Below are 15227 nucleotides of genomic sequence, written 5' to 3' on the forward strand. Positions count from 1 at the left end.
TAAGTCGAATTACTATAGCGCAAAGGCGCGGGCTGGCGACGAAGAAATTTGGCGCGGCGGATGGCCGCGCCGGAGGATTAGAAGCTGGCGCTGGCGCCGATGTACGGACCGTCGGCGATGGTGTTATCACGGTTGCCGTCTTTGCCCGCCAGGTTCAGGTAACGATAACCTGCCTGGATGCTAATCGGACGCATGATGGTCCAGCTGGCGCCGACGTTCGCTTCTTCATAGCTCTCGATGCCGCTGGAGAGGGAATCAGGCGAGTAGTAATAGTCGCCGTACAGACGGAAGCTATCGCCAATTTTCCACTGCAGGCCGCCGCCGACCGCGGCCGCGTAACCTTCATCGCCCTGCTTCGGATTGGTGTAGATGCCTTTGCCGCCCACGGTCGCCAGGAATGGTCCCAGCGGAATATTCAGACCCAGACCTAAACCCGCGGCGTCGCCGTCGTTATCGCTATGCAACCAGTTGCCGGAAATAGCAAGGCCGGTGGATTCGGTACCGAAGCCAACGCCGAGGTTGGTATAGTGCTCGCCGGCTTCGCCAGTAACGCTAATAGCATGGGCCGCCGAGGAAACCATCATTACCCCGGCCAGGGCCATAAAAATGCTCTTTTTCATTATTTACTCTATCCAGAAAAGAAGAATCAAAGAAGTCCCGAAAAAACCAGAAAATTCTACTGCGCACCCGTCAGGAATCAATGACCTGGCGAAATGATTTTTCACAAGAGTGTAACCAGTTGCGTCTTTTTACATCAATACTGACGCGCAGTTGCGAAAGAATGCAAATTCTGCCGAATTTAAATTCATCAGAATTATATTGAATTGAGTTGTATTGATTAAATAAATCTATATTAACCTGCGCGATCGCCGTCGCGCAGGCCGTTTGAAGGAAGCAGAGAAATTAATGGGCGAGTAGAGCCAGACGCTCCGGCGCAAGCCCCGTCAGCTTCGCCACCAGCGCCAGGTCAAGCCCGTTTTCCAGCATCGCCTGGGCAATACGTTGCGCAGCCAATTGTTCTCCCTGTTCAAGACCTTGTTGCAGGCCCTGCTCAAGGCCTTGCTGATGGCCTTGCTGATGGCCGCGTTGTTCCAGAAACTGGGCAATGTTCATTAGCGTCTCCTTATGCGGCCGTCTGGGGACATTTTGCGCAAGATTACGTAAAAAGGCGACCGGATCGGCGGCATTTCCTGCCTGCAATAAATAGTGAAGCAGCGTCCTGAGCTGCCTGCGGCTAGTGTATCCCAGCGCCAACAGGCTGGCTAGTTGCTCCTGCAGTTCCATCATATCGCGTTGCCGGATATGCTTTTGCAGCAACTCAAGCATCGCGACCCGTCGGTGCTGCATTATTGTATCGTCAGGAAGCACCGTGATATCGATTAAGTGAAAATCCTGATTGTATACCTGCCGCGCGGTTTGCGGATGAGCAAATCCTTCCAGCCAGCACATGGGATACGGCCAGGGCGAGACTTGCCCATGATAAAAAAGCAGCGGGATCACCAATGGCAGTTGCGTATGTCCTTTATCCAGATGCCGCTGCATCGCTGCTATCGCATAACGCATCAGGCGAAATGCCATATGACGGTCCACAGAGCTTTGATGTTCGATAAGCAGATAGATATATCCGTCTCCCGCTTGGGTTTGCAGCGAGTAAAGAATATCGGAATGGCTGGCGCGCAGGTCTTCATCGATAAAACTTCCGGACTCCAACTGCAGCGTTTGCAGATTGCATAATTCTCGCAAATGTTCAGGAAGGTGAATGTCCAGAAAATCCCGCGCCGTCGCCCGATGCGACAGCAGGTGTTTAAACACGGCGTCATGTGGGGAATGGGTGGTCCTTTCCATGGTGGCTCTCCATAAGATAATTTCGCTTAACTTAGCACTCTGTAGAGCCAGCGCCGTATTTCCCTTGCGGTTTGCCGAGGCGCCTCGCAAACTGTTTCCTCGATTCCCGGCCCGACTCACTGCGAAGGAGAAAAATCATGCGTCAAAGGACGATTGTTTGCCCGCTAATCCAAAATGATGGCCATTACCTGTTGTGCAAGATGGCTGCCGACCGCGGGGTTTTTCCCGGACAGTGGGCGCTGTCCGGCGGCGGCGTGGAGCCGGGGGAAAGTATTGAAGAGGCGCTGCGACGTGAAGTCCGCGAGGAGCTTGGCGAAAAACTGCAGTTGACCCGTATCACGCCATGGAGCTTCCGCGATGATACCCGTGTGAAAACCTATGCCGATGGTCGCCAGGAAGAGATCTACATGATCTATTTGATTTTCGATTGCATAAGCGCCAACCGTGACGTGACGATCAACGAGGAATTCGACGATTACGCCTGGGTGAAGGGCGAAGATCTGCAACACTACGATCTTAATGCCGCGACTCGCCTTACCCTCAGCCAGAAAGGGCTACTTTAAGCTACGGTCAGCAGACGCAGCGTCACCTTTAGTCCTCCCAGGCTTTCGCTACGCGACAGCTGAGGCCGGCTACGATGTAGACGCGCGATATCGTTTACCAGCGCCAGGCCCAGCCCGGCGCCGGGTAGGCCGCCGCCATTCTCCAGCCGTCGAAACGGCGTCAGCGCCTGATTAATCAGGTTTTCCTCGATGCCCGGGCCGCTATCCTCCACGCTCAGCGTGACGGCTTCGCCATCGCGATGCAGGCTCAGCGTCACCGTTCCGCATGCCGGGGTGTAGCGAATCGCATTATCGAGCAGGTTGGCGCACAGTTCGCCCAACAAAACGCCATCACCCAAAACGTACACCGGCGACTGTTCGCCCTCATAGCCCAGATCGATGTTTTTACTGCGCGCCTGAGCAATACGCGAAAAACAGCTATGGTGCACGACCTCCTGCAGATCGACCGCGGTAAACGCCTGCTCGCCCTGCTCCCGGCGTTTCACCGTCGCCAGTTGCAACAAACGTTCGGTGAGTAAAATTGTATCATCCAGCGTCGCGCGCATGGCTTGCAAACTCTCGCGCCACAGACGCGGATCGTCGCTGGCCAGCGCCACCGAAGCCTGAGTTTTCAGGACCGCCAGCGGCGTTTTCAACTGATGAGAAGCGTCGGCGCTAAAGCGTTCCTGCCGGGAGATCATCACCCGCAGGCGGTCGATATAGCGGTTAAAAGCCACGATCAGCAGCCGCGTTTCCGACCACGGCAGCAATTCCGGTAACGGCGTCAGCAGGCCGGGTTCGCGGCGCACCATCAGCGCCGAGAGTTGACGCATTGGCCGCAGAACGCGGCGCAGTAACCACCCCGCCAGTACCAACGTCAACAGCACTAATAAGCCTTGTGACACCCAGGATGAAAACAGCAGTTGCCCGGCCAGCCAGCGCCGCGACTGCAGCGTCTCGGCAATATAAATCTCCGCCATTCCGACGATGCCGCCTTCATTGACCGGCTGCAGCAGGCGCGCCACGCGGATTGCCTGACCGCGGTATTCGGTATGATAAAACCATGCCAGCGCCGGATAGAGTTGAGTTCTTGAAGTGGCCGGCGGCATCGCCGGCAGATCGTCAAAGCCGGAAATCACTTTCCCCTGCGGATCGACCACCTTGTAATACAGCCGGTCGTTCATGTTGAGTTCAAAGCTGTCCAGCACCACCCAGGGCACATTGACCTCCAGATGGCCGCCACGCACTACCAGCCGCTCCGCCACGGTACGCGCCGAGGAGAGCAGCGTACGATCGTAGGCCTGCGTCGCCGCCTGCAGCGCGCTCACGTAGCTATTGAATGCCGATAGCCCCCACAACAGCGCCAGCGGCAGGCCAAGAAACAGCAGCAGTTGGGCATACAGCGATTGCGGTTTACCCCAGCTCATGCGGCTCACGCTCCAGCAGATAACCCAGCCCACGTAGCGTAGTAATACGCACGTTGCTTTGCTGGAGCTTCTTGCGCAGGCGGTGAATATAAAGTTCGATGCTTTCCGGACTGACGTCGTCGCTGAGGCTAAACACCTGTTCAAATAGCTGCTGGCGGGAAACCGGACGGGTACGGCGAAACATCAGCACTTTCAACAGCGCCAGCTCGCGCGGCGTCAGGGACAACATCTCACCACGCAGCAGAAAATAGCCTTCATCGCGATATTCCAGATCCCCAAGCTGCTGTACCTCATGCACCTGCCCTTCGCTGCGTCGCAGCAACGCCCGCAGCCGGGCATCGAGCTCCTCCAGCTCAAAAGGTTTAGGTAGGTAATCGTCGGCGCCGACATTCAGCCCTTTCACCCGATCCGCTACCGCGCTGCGCGCGGTCAACAGCAGCACCGGCAGCGTTTGTCCGCGCTTACGCAACCGCTGTACCACCTCGAGGCCATCTAAGCCCGGCATACCGATATCCAGCACCGCCAGCGCATATTTTTCGCTTTGCAGCAGGTGATCCGCCGCCCGGCCATCAAAAACGCAATCCACGGCAAAACCGCCCTGCACCAGCGCTTTTTCCAGCCAGTGAGCCAGCTCACGGTTATCCTCGGCTAATAAGAGACGCATATCACATCCTGTAAAGTTGCTGCCGCATTGAAAGGGAAATGAAAGGTAACTGTTTTAACAATCACGCAACCGAATCGCCACATGTCGGTTCACATAATCAGAAAAACATTCCCTGTACCTACTGAGGAAGCCTATGAAAACGCCATTTTTCCGCCATCTTAGCGCCATCGCGCTGTGCCTCTGTACAACCACCGCTTTCGCGGCGCAAGCCCCGTCCCGCACCGAATGTATCGCGCCCGCCAAACCCGGCGGTGGTTTCGACCTTACCTGTAAGCTAATTCAGGTGAGCCTGATGGAAACCGGCGCGATCGAAAAACCGATGCGCGTCACCTATATGCCCGGCGGCGTCGGCGCGGTGGCCTATAACGCCATCGTCGCCCAGCGCCCGGCAGAAGCCGGAACCGTGGTCGCCTTTTCCGGCGGCTCGCTGCTGAATTTGTCGCAGGGGAAATTCGGCCGCTACGGCGTTGATGACGTGCGCTGGCTGGCCAGCGTCGGTACCGACTACGGCATGATTGCCGTGCGCGCCGATTCGCCATGGAAAGACCTGAAGTCATTCATGAGCGCAATGGAGAAAAATCCCGCCACTATCGTCATTGGCGCCGGGGCCTCCATCGGCAGCCAGGACTGGATGAAAGCGGCGCTGCTGGCGCAAAAAGCCAACGTTGACCCGCACAAGATGCGCTACGTCGCCTTTGAGGGCGGCGGCGAGCCGGTAACCGCCCTGCTCGGCAACCATGTGCAGGCGGTCTCCGGCGATCTGAGTGAAATGGTGCCGTACCTGCAGGGAAATAAGATCCGCGTCCTGGCGGTCTTCTCCAACGAACGTCTGCCGGGCGCGCTGGCTGATGTTCCTACTGCTAAAGAGCAGGGCTATGACCTGGTGTGGCCGATTATTCGCGGCTTCTTTATGGGCCCGAAAGTAAGCGATGCCGACTACCAGTGGTGGGTTGATGAATTCACTAAACTGCAGCAAACCGATGAGTTCAAAAAGCAACGTGAACTGCGCGGCCTGTTTGAATTCAACATGAACGGCAAGGAACTCGATACCTATGTAAAACAGCAGGTCAGCGATTATCGCGAACAGGCGAAAGCCTTTGGCCTGGCTAAATAATCCGCGGAGGCGCTAATGAGCGATCGTATCTTTGCCGGAGTCTGGCTGTTGTTATGCATTGGCGGCCTGTTTATCGCCTGGCAGATCCACAGCGAATACTCGTATGAACCCGTCGGCCCGCGCCCTTTCCCATTGGGCATTATCGGCCTGATGCTGCTGTGTTCGGCGCTGATGCTGCTGCGTCGCCCGGACGCCATCGAGTGGCCGGGACGACATGTACTGCAACGGCTGTTAACCATGGTCGTGGTGCTGGTGGTCTATGCCTGGGGATTTGAATGGCTGGGCTTTCCGCTAGCCACTGCGCTACTGACGGCGGTGATTGGCCTGCTGTTCGGCGCCACGCTACCGGCGGCAGGCATTGCCGGCGTGGTGATGGGCGTCTCGTTATGGTACGCCTTCGATACCTTACTTGATGTGACCCTGCCGCTTGGCGTCTGGTTAAATTAACGGAGAAGCTTATGGATACCTGGATCTATCTGTCGCAGGGTTTCGCCGTCGCCATGACGCCGGAAAATCTGCTTATCGCCCTCATCGGCTGCTTTGTCGGAACCATCGTCGGGCTGCTGCCCGGCCTCGGGCCGATTAACGGCGTCGCCATTCTGCTGCCGCTGGCCTTTGCCCTGCACCTGCCTGCGGAATCGGCGCTGATCCTGTTGGCGACGGTCTATATCGGTTGCGAATATGGCGGGCGTATTTCATCTATCCTGCTGAACGTACCCGGCGATGCCGCCGCCATCATGACGGCGCTTGATGGCTATCCCATGGCGCAGCAAGGGCGCGGCGGCGTCGCGCTGTCGATTTCCGCCGTCAGCTCTTTCTTCGGTTCGCTTATCGCGATCGGCGGCATTATTCTGTTCGCGCCGCTCCTCGCCCAGTGGTCGCTGGCGTTCGGCCCGGCGGAATATTTCGCGCTGATGGTGTTTGCCATCGCCTGCCTCGGCAGCATGATGGCGCAAAACCCGCTGAAGTCGTTCCTCGCGGCGTTAATCGGTTTGGGCCTGGCGACGGTGGGCGTGGATGCCAACACCGGGGTTTACCGCTTTACCTTCGACAGCGTCCATCTCTCCGATGGCGTTCAGTTTATAGTGGTGGTTATCGGCCTGTTCTCCGTTTCCGAGATCCTGTTGATGCTGGAGAGCACCAGCGGCGGGCAAACGCTGGTGCGTAAAACCGGGCGCATGCTGTTTAACACCAAAGAGGCCGCGCAGTGCGTCGGCGCGACCCTACGCTCTTCCGTCGTGGGTTTCTTCGTCGGTATTCTGCCCGGCGCCGGGGCGACCATCGCCAGCGCCATTACCTATATGACGGAGAAAAAAATCAGCGGCAACAGCGATAACTTCGGCAAGGGGGATATTCGCGGCGTGGCGGCGCCGGAAGCCGCTAATAACGCCTCCGCCTGCGGTTCATTTATCCCGATGCTGACGCTCGGCGTACCTGGCTCCGGCACCACCGCAGTCATGATGGGCGCATTGACGCTGTATAACATTACGCCCGGCCCGGCGATGTTCACCGAACAGCCGGATATCGTCTGGGGGCTCATCGCCGCGCTGCTTATCGCCAACGTGATGCTGCTTATTATGAACATTCCGCTGATTGGCCTGTTCACCCGCATGCTGACGATCCCGCTATGGTTCCTGGTACCCGCCATCGCCGCCGTTTCCGCTGTTGGCGTCTATGCGGTGCACAGCACCACCTTTGACCTGTTGCTGATGGTTGGTCTCGGCGTGCTCGGCTACATCATGCGTAAAATGCATTTCCCGATGTCGCCGCTGATCCTCGGTTTTGTGCTGGGCGAGATGCTGGAGCAGAACCTGCGCCGCGCGCTGTCAATCAGCAACGGTAATCTGGCTATTCTCTGGGAAAGCGGCGTTACCAAAACGCTGCTGATGCTGGCTGTCGCCGTCCTGGTGGTGCCGCCGCTGCTGCGTCTGAGACGTAAACAGCGCCAGCGCCGCGCCGAGGCGAATATCGGCTAAACCGGCGAATTGACCCATTCGCGCAGCGCCCGGCGCGAAATCTTAATCCCGCCGTTCTTTAACGTTTCCGGCAGCCGTAGCCACTGTACCGGCTGCTGGAAACGCGCTAACCGTTCAGCGCTCCATGCCGCCAGCGTGGCCATTTCGCAGCCATCCTCGCATTCAACCACCGCCACCGGGCGTTGGCCGTATTCGATATCATCCTGCGGCACAATAAACACCTGCTGAACCTGCGGATGGGCGAGTATCACGCGCTCAACCTCCTCCGGCTGAATGCCTTCGCCGCCGCTAAAAAAGAGATTATCCAGTCGCCCAATAACCGACAGTCGACCGGCACATAACTCCCCGCGATCGCGCGTCGCAAACCAGCCTTCATCGTTAGTTAATGACAACAGTTGACCATTCCGCCAGTAGCCCGCGGCCATGCTCGCCGCCCGCAGCCAGATCTCGCCGGCGACAATTTTTACCTCCCGTCCCGGCAGCGCTTCGCCCACATCCGCCGCTCCGTCGGCCTCTTTGGCGCAAACCGTGGAGGCGAATTCAGTGAGGCCGTAGCCGCAGAAGCTGCGTATCCCCTGCGCTCGCGCCCTTTCGGTCAGCTCGACGGGGATCGCCGCGCCGCCAAGCAGCACCGCCTTGAGTGAAACATCGGCATCGCCATTTAGCAGGCGCCATAGCTGAGTCGGTACCAGTGAAGCATGGGTACAGCCCAGCAGCGCCTGCTCCAGTGGTTGTCTATCGCGCACCGTCAGCCGCGCGCCAGCCAGCAGCCAGCGCCAGATGATCCCCTGCCCGGAGACATGGAACAACGGCAGCGACAGCAGCCAATCGTCTTCCGCGGCAAACGGCATCAGCGCCAGCACGCCAGCGGCACTGGCCAGATGGGCGCTGGCGCTATGTACCGCCGCCTTCGGCAGGCCGGTTGAGCCGGAGGTTAACGTCATCGACACCAGCCGTTCGCCATACCAGCAGACGGCACAGGCGCCTTCTGCCGCCTGCAGAGTTAACGCCGGTAAATTCCCCGGCAGCGAATCACCGTTAAGCACCAGTTGATGCTGTACGGTTAACGCAGGCAGCAGTTCCTGCAGCAAGGCCATAGGCAGCTGCGGATTAAGCGGCAGCACCCGCGCCCCGCACTGCAGCAGCGCCAGCCAGGCGAGTAGCGTCTCCGGCTGGTTGTAGGCCCTAAGCGCCACGCCCTGACCCTCCATGACGCCCTGCGCGGCAAAACCAGATGCCAGCGCGTCAATCCGCGCGCATAGCTCACGCCAGGTCAACGGCTGGTCATTCAGGCGTAGCGCCTGCGACTCGCCGCGTAACTGACGCCAGTGGCGCCACGGCCAATCGGAAAACATCACAGCAGTTGCTCCAGCTCATCAGCATTGAAAATTGGCAGCGTACTCTCCGGCCACGCCCGCACCAGCTGAGCGCCCATCAGCGCCAGCGTGTCGAGTCCGGGGATAGTCTGCGGAGTCAGCCAGGCGGCAACCCGCGCCAGCTGCGTTAACCCCAGGCTGGACTCGATCGACGAGCTAATCACCGCGCTCAGCCCCAGCGCATGCGCCGCGGCGACCTGTTGCTGAACCTTTTGTAAGCTGCCGGTCAGCGTCGGTTTGATCACCACCGCGCGCACGCCAGGCTCGGCGACAAAGCGGAAATCCGCCTCGCGCAGGCTTTCATCCCAGGCGATAGCAATACCGGTCTGCTGGCTGAATTCACGCGAATCGTCGCGGCTTTTGCACGGTTCTTCGAGAAAGGCAATGCGTTGGCGATACGCCGGATTAACGTATTTGGCGAACTGCTGCGCTTTGACCGGCGTCCACGCCCGGTTGGCATCCAGCCGCAGCTGCAGGTCGGGGATCGCTTCCAGCAGCAGATTCACCACCATGCCGTCGCGTACCGCCTCCCACAGCCCTACTTTCACCTTAGCGACTTTCTCGCCGGGCATCGCCGCCAGTTTGGCGAACAGTTCATCCGGGTCGCCGGAACAGAGCGGCGCCGCGCGATAATCCGCCGCCTGCGGTAGCTCGCCGCCAAGCTCCGCCTGCGCGCAACTAATACCAAAAGCGACGGAGGGCTGCATAGGAAGCGGCGCCTCGGCGCCGTCGCGCCAGGCCCGCGCCCACGCCAGCAGCGCCATTTGCGCCTCTTCCAGCGTTTCGTCACTGAATCCCGGCAGGGGAGAAATTTCCCCCCAGCCTTCGCGTTCACCCTCCTGCAGGCGGATGAACAGCCCATCGCGGGTTTTTAACCGCCGTTCGCGCAGAACCACGCCCGCGTCCATCGGTATCTGCCAGCGGTAAACCTGCGAAACGCGCATTATGGATTCCGTTTAAATTTGCTGAAGTCCGGCTGACGTTTCTGGTTGAAGGCGTTACGTCCTTCCTGCCCTTCTTCCGTCATGTAGAACAGCATGGTGGCGTTACCCGCCAGCTCCTGCAGCCCGGCCTGGCCGTCGCAGTCGGCGTTCAGCGCCGCTTTCAGGCAACGCAGCGCCATCGGGCTGTTTTGCAGCATTTCACGACACCAGCGCACGGTCTCTTTTTCCAGATCCGCCAATGGGACCACGGTATTCACCAGCCCCATATCCAGCGCCTGCTGGGCGTCGTACTGACGGCACAGGAACCAGATTTCGCGCGCTTTTTTCTGCCCGACGATACGCGCCATATAGGAAGCGCCCCAGCCGCCATCAAAGGAGCCGACTTTTGGCCCGGTCTGGCCGAAGATGGCATTATCCGCCGCGATGGTCAGGTCGCACATCATGTGCAGTACGTGGCCGCCACCGATAGAGTAACCGGCGACCATCGCCACTACTGGTTTCGGGCAGGTGCGGATCTGGCGCTGGAAGTCGAGCACGTTGAGATGGTGAACCCCGGAGTCGTCCTGATAGCCGCCGTAGTCGCCGCGGACTTTCTGGTCGCCGCCGGCGCAGAAAGCTTTATCGCCTTCACCGGTCAGCACGATGACGCCGATATTGTCGTCATAGCGGGCATCCGCCAGCGCCTGAATCATCTCTTTGACGGTCAGCGGACGGAAGGCGTTGCGCACCTGCGGACGATTGATAGTGATTTTAGCAATCCCGTCAGTCGATTTTTGATAACGAATATCGGTATAGCCTTCTGAGCAATCGTGCCATTCAACGGGGGCGTAGAGCATTGCTTCATCAAGAGAGATCATAGAATGTCCTTCAGTTAACTTGCCAGAATCTGCGCCAGACAGGCAATCACCGCAGCGGGGTTGTCCCGGTGCGCGTTGTGTCCGGCATGGTGAATGATATGGGTATCGGCGGCGAGCGCTTGCGCGATAGCGCGAAACTTGGCGTCGCGTTCGCCGCACAGGTAGTGAAAAGGAAAATCGCGAGCCTGCAGAGACGCGCGCAAATCGGCCTGCTCCGCAAGGGAGGTTGCCTCCAGCATCGCCGCCAGCGTAGCGCCATTATTGCGGCGACGTAGGGCGACCAATGACTCACGCTGCGCCGCATCCAGCGAAGCGAAGACCGGCTGCTGATACCAGTCGGCGAAGACCTGCGCTAACGGCTCGCGGCGGAAACGTTCCGCCCAGGCGCTATCATTGCCGCGCCGCGCCTGCCGCGACGCTTCGTCCTGCAGGCCCGGATGTCCGCCCTCGACGATCAGGCCGCGCAGGCCCGCGCGCGGCTGGCAGGCGAAGTTCATCGCCACCCGGCCGCCCAGGGAGTAGCCAACCAACCAGTAATCCAGGATGTTGTAACTATTTAGCGTAGCCTGCAGTAATTCGCTGACCCCGGTAAAGCCATCGACCGCGATATCCGCCGAGCCACCGTGCCCCGGCAGATCGAGATACAGCCGCGGCCAGGCCGGAAACGCTTCGCCAACCGTACGCCACTCGTCGCGGTCTCCGGAAAAGCCGTGCAGGAACACCAGCCAGGGATAACCCGGCTGGCCGCTTTCAACCGTCGCATTGAGCGTCACAGGCGGCTTACCTGCGCCAGCAGTTGCTGGAGAGTGTGCGTACCGTCGGTCTCGTTAACCGCCAGCTCAATCACCGTCGCCCCGGCGCGGCGCCACGCGCCTGCCAGCGCCTCATCCAGCGACTGCCAGTCATCAGGGCGGTGATAAGCCAGGCCGAACATCGCCGCCGCGTGGCTGAAATCCACGTCCTGCGGCATTAAATAGAACTGGCGCCGCTCGTCCTGCGGCGTCGGCAGCATAGAGAAAATCTGCCCGCCGTTATTATTGACCACGACCAGCACCAGCGGCGCCGACGCCTGGCGCAGCAGGGCCAGCGAGTTGAGATCGTATAACGCCGAAAGATCGCCGACGATCGCAAGCGTAGGCCGGGCGCTCGCGCGCTGCACGCCGGCGGCGGTCGCCAGTAGGCCATCGATGCCGCTGGCGCCGCGATTACTATAGACCGGATAACCCGCCGGCAGTTGCCCCAGCGCGTCTATCAGGCGTACCACTAAACTGTTGCCAACAAACAGCTGTCCCTGATCCGGCAAATAGCGCCGAATGCGCTGCGCCAGCTGCGCTTCGCCAAAAGGCTCGTTGCTGGCGACCGCGGCCTGCCACGCCTGCCCGGCAAGCTGCGGGATCACCGTCGCCCACGGCTGACGTTTCTCCGCCGGATGCAGTTCGAGCCAGCGCTCAACGCTTGAGAGCAGACGGCGACCGCGGTGCTGCGCCGGGTCGAGACGACCGCGCAGATTATCCACCAGCCAGTATTCATCCGGCTCGCAGGTCGCCTGCCACTGAAGCACGCGTTTGCCGGTCAGGCTGCTACCGAGTTGCACGACGATTTGCGCCTGCGCCAGTTCGCTGACCGCTTTACCGTTGCCAAGCCACAGGTCGGCGCACGGTAACGGCTGCCCGGTCTGCGACAGGACATCGCCAATCAGCGGCCAGCCGAGGGTCTGCGCCCATTCGGCCACTTTTTTACCTTCCGCGGCGCTCATCCTGCCCGCGACCACTACGCCGCGTTTTTGCCGCCAGAAGAACCAGTCGCGCTGTTTCTCACTCTCCATCTGCAGCGCCTGACGTAGCCAGGGTTTATCGCTCTGCCACCAGTTGCCGAGCTGCTGTTGCCACTCCAGCCCGGTATCGTCCATATCGCCATATAGCGGCTCAGCGAACGGGCAGTTGATATGCACCCCACCGGCATGCAGCTCGCCCAGCGCCTGATCGATAGTCGAGACTAACCAGCGGGCGGAAATATCCTGCGAAGGACGCGGTAAAGAAACGGTCTGCGCAGGATGAGAAGCAAACATTCCCGGTTGGCGGATGGCCTGATTGGCGCCGCAGTCAATAAGCTCCGGCGGGCGGTCGGCGGTCAGCAGGATCAGTTTTTCACCCGTCAGGCCCGCTTCAATCAGCGCCGGATAGAGATTCGCGGTCGCGGTTCCGGAGGTAACAATCACCGCCACCGGCTGGCGGCTGGCCTTCGCCAGTCCCAGCGCCAGGTGGCCAAGACCACGTTCGTCAAAATGAGTGTGATGAATAAAAGCGCGGTTTTCCGCCGCCGCCAGGGTTAAGGGCGTCGAGCGCGAGCCTGGGGCAATGCAAATGTGCTGCACGCCGTGGCGGGTTAAAGCTTCAAGGATCACCGCCGCCCAGCGTCGGTTAAATGCGCTTACTGACATGAAATTGTCCGGTATCAAATATTGATGCTAAGTATAGATAAGGCAGAGTTGCGCCGTTTTGATATACGTCGTCTCTCTACGTTTCTGAAAGTAATAACGTTCGTAATCCCGCCGCTTTATTTTCTATTTCTTGCCACTCCTGCTGCGGGTCAGATCCGCTGACAATACCGGCCCCGGCATACAGCCGCAGGGTGTCGTTCTCGACTTTTGCCGAGCGCAGCGCCACGCAAAACTCGCTTTGCGCCAGAGAAAGATAACCTGCGGAGCCGGCATACCATTCGCGGGCGAAAGGCTCATGACGGCGGATGAACGCCAGCGCCGCCTGGCGCGGCAGCCCCGCCACCGCGGCGGTAGGCTGCAACTGCAGCAAGCAGCGGCTGTCGTCGGGCTCAGCCAGTTCGCACCAGATACAGCGCCGCAGATGCTGCACCTTGCGCAGGCGTACGACCTGCGGCGGCAGAACGTCAAGCGTCGGCGACTCGCCCTGCAAACGCTGGCAGATATCCTCGACCACCAGCATATTTTCCCGCTGGTTTTTATCGTCTTTCATTAACCAATCGGCCAACTGCTGCGCCCGAACGTCATCAGGATGATTAGCGACGGTACCCGCCAGCGCTTCGGTGCGCAGCAGCGCGCCGCGTCGCCGCCATAGCCGTTCCGGCGTGGAGCCGAGAAACGCCTGCTGCGGGCTAAAAGCCATCAGGAAGTGAAAACAGTTAAGATTGCTGCGCCGACTGGCCGCCATAATGGCAAACGCCTGCAGCGGCGCGCTAAAGCGTAAATCCGTGACCCGCGCCAGCACAACCTTATCCATTTCGCCGGCGCCGATTGCCTGCGTCGCCTGCGTAATCAGCTCGCTCCACTGCGGGTATTCCGGCGCATGCTGCTCGCTTTGCAGCGGCGGCATCGATGCCGCCGTCGCCTGCTCGCTATTTAATGATTGGAGAAACGCCCGCGCGGCGGCCGCGTCGTCTTGCAGCGAGGTCGCACTGTGTACCACCAGCCGCAAAGTCGCTTTGCCGCCCAGGCGGCGCCACTCCAGCCGCGGCAGAAACAGATTGCCCTGCTGCGGGTCGAACGCGTTCAGCCCGCTGATGCGCAGATTTTCCCGCCCCTGCGCGCATAAAAAATCATGCGCCGCGGACAAAGAGGCAAAGGTGGTTACCGCCCCCAGCGCCGCCAGTTCTTCATCGCCGTTACGCTGCTGCCAGTAGAATTGCGGCCAGCACGGCTGATGCGCGCACCACAATAACGGGTCGAAGGCGTCGTTTAACGGGAATGGGATATCAAAAATTCGCGTGCCGGGTGACGGAGGGAAATCTTCAGCCAGGCAGCCCAGCAGGCTTTCCAGCGCGGTGGAAACAGACAGCACGCGAACCTCCACGAAATTAAAAACCCCACATTATAAAGGGTAGCTGCGGTAAATAGCAGTACCCATCATGAGGGAGCGAACCTTAACAGGCCCGGCGAACGCCAGCCACTGGATTCGCTACAGGAGGAAAAGTATAGATAATTGATAGCGATACGCTATTACTATTTAGCTTCTTAATGAGTTGTGATGTCGCGCGCCATACCGATATGGGCAATACCGTCCTCATCGTATACCTCTGTCACCGGCACAAAACCAAAGCTGGCATAAAATTTCTGCAGATGCGCCTGCGCCCCCAGATAAATCGCCTTCTGCGGCCAGTTCTGCCGGCAGCTGGCCAGCGCCTGCTCCATCAACTGGTAGCCCAGCTTCTCGCCGCGCACGGACGGGCTAACGATAACCCGGCCAATCACCACCGGTTCGAACTCCTCTTCGCTTTTGAGGATCCGCGCGTAGGCCACCAGCTCTCCGTCGCGCCAGCCGAGCAGATGACGGTTCTCACCGACTAAATCATCGCCGTCGATATCCTGATAGACGCAGCGTTGTTCGACGACAAACACCGCGCTGCGCAGCTTCAGCAAGGCGTACAGTTGAGCAACGGTGAGCTCGCTGTGATGTAAATCCTGCCAGGTCATCATTTGTGACTCCTTATTGATATACTGATGCTTTACCA

At 59.5% G+C, this 15227-nt stretch carries 15 protein-coding genes; 4 read left to right on the forward strand and 11 right to left on the reverse strand.

The genetic code is table 11. The annotated features are described in order from the left end of the window. Positions 1 to 77: 77 nt before the first annotated feature. Positions 78 to 620, reverse strand: a complete 543-nt coding sequence (locus PGR10_RS08635) for a YfaZ family outer membrane protein (RefSeq protein ID WP_113374332.1) — start codon at positions 618 to 620, stop codon at positions 78 to 80. A 283-nt stretch (positions 621 to 903) separates the two neighbouring features. Next, positions 904 to 1845, reverse strand: a complete 942-nt coding sequence (locus PGR10_RS08640) for an Rpn family recombination-promoting nuclease/putative transposase (RefSeq protein WP_430923362.1) — start codon at positions 1843 to 1845, stop codon at positions 904 to 906. Between the two features lie 137 nt (positions 1846 to 1982). On the opposite strand from PGR10_RS08640, the gene nudI reads away from it, so the two are divergent. After that, positions 1983 to 2408 (forward strand): nucleoside triphosphatase NudI, encoded by a 426-nt coding sequence (gene nudI / locus PGR10_RS08645; protein WP_430923363.1) that lies wholly within the window; start codon positions 1983 to 1985, stop codon positions 2406 to 2408. On the opposite strand, the gene PGR10_RS08650 is transcribed toward nudI, so the two are convergent. Next, positions 2405 to 3814, reverse strand: coding sequence for a sensor histidine kinase (locus PGR10_RS08650; RefSeq protein WP_430923364.1), 1410 nt, complete (start codon positions 3812 to 3814; stop codon positions 2405 to 2407). The genes nudI and PGR10_RS08650 overlap by 4 nt on opposite strands. Beyond that, entirely contained in the window at positions 3801 to 4478 is a 678-nt protein-coding gene (gene tctD / locus PGR10_RS08655) for a transcriptional regulator TctD (RefSeq protein ID WP_087860117.1), read from the reverse strand. Before tctD ends, PGR10_RS08650 begins: the two co-directional genes overlap by 14 nt. 133 nt (positions 4479 to 4611) lie before the next feature. On the opposite strand from tctD, the gene PGR10_RS08660 reads away from it, so the two are divergent. The 3 genes from PGR10_RS08660 to PGR10_RS08670 are packed head-to-tail and all read left to right on the forward strand — an operon-like array spanning position 4612 to position 7568. Then, complete coding sequence (locus PGR10_RS08660; RefSeq protein ID WP_015365605.1) at positions 4612 to 5592, forward strand: Bug family tripartite tricarboxylate transporter substrate binding protein; 981 nt, start codon at positions 4612 to 4614, stop codon at positions 5590 to 5592. Positions 5593 to 5607: 15 nt separating this feature from the next. Further along, positions 5608 to 6039, forward strand: coding sequence for a tripartite tricarboxylate transporter TctB family protein (locus tag PGR10_RS08665; protein WP_015365604.1), 432 nt, complete (start codon positions 5608 to 5610; stop codon positions 6037 to 6039). A gap of 11 nt (positions 6040 to 6050) precedes the next feature. Beyond that, positions 6051 to 7568, forward strand: coding sequence for a tripartite tricarboxylate transporter permease (locus PGR10_RS08670; protein ID WP_015365603.1), 1518 nt, complete (start codon positions 6051 to 6053; stop codon positions 7566 to 7568). Here the strand turns inward: PGR10_RS08670 and menE are convergent. The 7 genes from menE to PGR10_RS08705 all read right to left on the reverse strand — a co-directional run bounded on the left by menE (position 7565) and on the right by PGR10_RS08705 (position 15192). Continuing rightward, a complete protein-coding gene (gene menE / locus PGR10_RS08675; RefSeq protein WP_430923365.1) occupies positions 7565 to 8926 on the reverse strand; it encodes an o-succinylbenzoate--CoA ligase in 1362 nt (453 codons plus the stop codon). The genes PGR10_RS08670 and menE overlap by 4 nt on opposite strands. After that, positions 8923 to 9888 (reverse strand): o-succinylbenzoate synthase, encoded by a 966-nt coding sequence (gene menC / locus PGR10_RS08680; RefSeq protein WP_348854049.1) that lies wholly within the window; start codon positions 9886 to 9888, stop codon positions 8923 to 8925. The genes menE and menC overlap by 4 nt, the downstream gene beginning before the upstream one ends. Continuing rightward, entirely contained in the window at positions 9888 to 10745 is an 858-nt protein-coding gene (menB, locus tag PGR10_RS08685; protein ID WP_015365600.1) for a 1,4-dihydroxy-2-naphthoyl-CoA synthase, read from the reverse strand. Before menB ends, menC begins: the two co-directional genes overlap by 1 nt. Before the next feature lie 14 nt (positions 10746 to 10759). Further along, positions 10760 to 11518 (reverse strand): 2-succinyl-6-hydroxy-2,4-cyclohexadiene-1-carboxylate synthase, encoded by a 759-nt coding sequence (gene menH, locus PGR10_RS08690; protein WP_430923366.1) that lies wholly within the window; start codon positions 11516 to 11518, stop codon positions 10760 to 10762. Further along, entirely contained in the window at positions 11515 to 13185 is a 1671-nt protein-coding gene (menD, locus tag PGR10_RS08695) for a 2-succinyl-5-enolpyruvyl-6-hydroxy-3-cyclohexene-1-carboxylic-acid synthase (protein WP_113374325.1), read from the reverse strand. The genes menH and menD overlap by 4 nt, the downstream gene beginning before the upstream one ends. 76 nt (positions 13186 to 13261) lie before the next feature. Next, positions 13262 to 14557, reverse strand: a complete 1296-nt coding sequence (menF, locus tag PGR10_RS08700; protein WP_430923367.1) for an isochorismate synthase MenF — start codon at positions 14555 to 14557, stop codon at positions 13262 to 13264. Between the two features lie 173 nt (positions 14558 to 14730). Then, positions 14731 to 15192: a GNAT family N-acetyltransferase gene (locus PGR10_RS08705; protein ID WP_015365596.1), complete on the reverse strand. Its 462-nt coding sequence runs from the start codon at positions 15190 to 15192 to the stop codon at positions 14731 to 14733. Positions 15193 to 15227 lie beyond the last annotated feature (35 nt).

It is taken from the genome of Klebsiella sp. 141198 (assembly GCF_050600785.1).
Classification (GTDB): Bacteria; Pseudomonadota; Gammaproteobacteria; order Enterobacterales; family Enterobacteriaceae; genus Klebsiella; species Klebsiella aerogenes.

What these genes read in the sequence shown, in the direction of transcription:
- PGR10_RS08635 (WP_113374332.1), bottom strand. Translation starts at nt 620, where the DNA reads ATGAAAAAGAGCATTTTTATGGCCCTGGCCGGGGTAATGATGGTTTCC.
- PGR10_RS08640 (WP_430923362.1), bottom strand. Translation starts at nt 1,845, where the DNA reads ATGGAAAGGACCACCCATTCCCCACATGACGCCGTGTTTAAACACCTG.
- nudI (WP_430923363.1), top strand. Translation starts at nt 1,983, where the DNA reads ATGCGTCAAAGGACGATTGTTTGCCCGCTAATCCAAAATGATGGCCAT.
- PGR10_RS08650 (WP_430923364.1), bottom strand. Translation starts at nt 3,814, where the DNA reads ATGAGCTGGGGTAAACCGCAATCGCTGTATGCCCAACTGCTGCTGTTT.
- tctD (WP_087860117.1), bottom strand. Translation starts at nt 4,478, where the DNA reads ATGCGTCTCTTATTAGCCGAGGATAACCGTGAGCTGGCTCACTGGCTG.
- PGR10_RS08660 (WP_015365605.1), top strand. Translation starts at nt 4,612, where the DNA reads ATGAAAACGCCATTTTTCCGCCATCTTAGCGCCATCGCGCTGTGCCTC.
- PGR10_RS08665 (WP_015365604.1), top strand. Translation starts at nt 5,608, where the DNA reads ATGAGCGATCGTATCTTTGCCGGAGTCTGGCTGTTGTTATGCATTGGC.
- PGR10_RS08670 (WP_015365603.1), top strand. Translation starts at nt 6,051, where the DNA reads ATGGATACCTGGATCTATCTGTCGCAGGGTTTCGCCGTCGCCATGACG.
- menC (WP_348854049.1), bottom strand. Translation starts at nt 9,888, where the DNA reads ATGCGCGTTTCGCAGGTTTACCGCTGGCAGATACCGATGGACGCGGGC.
- menB (WP_015365600.1), bottom strand. Translation starts at nt 10,745, where the DNA reads ATGATCTCTCTTGATGAAGCAATGCTCTACGCCCCCGTTGAATGGCAC.
- menD (WP_113374325.1), bottom strand. Translation starts at nt 13,185, where the DNA reads ATGTCAGTAAGCGCATTTAACCGACGCTGGGCGGCGGTGATCCTTGAA.
- PGR10_RS08705 (WP_015365596.1), bottom strand. Translation starts at nt 15,192, where the DNA reads ATGATGACCTGGCAGGATTTACATCACAGCGAGCTCACCGTTGCTCAA.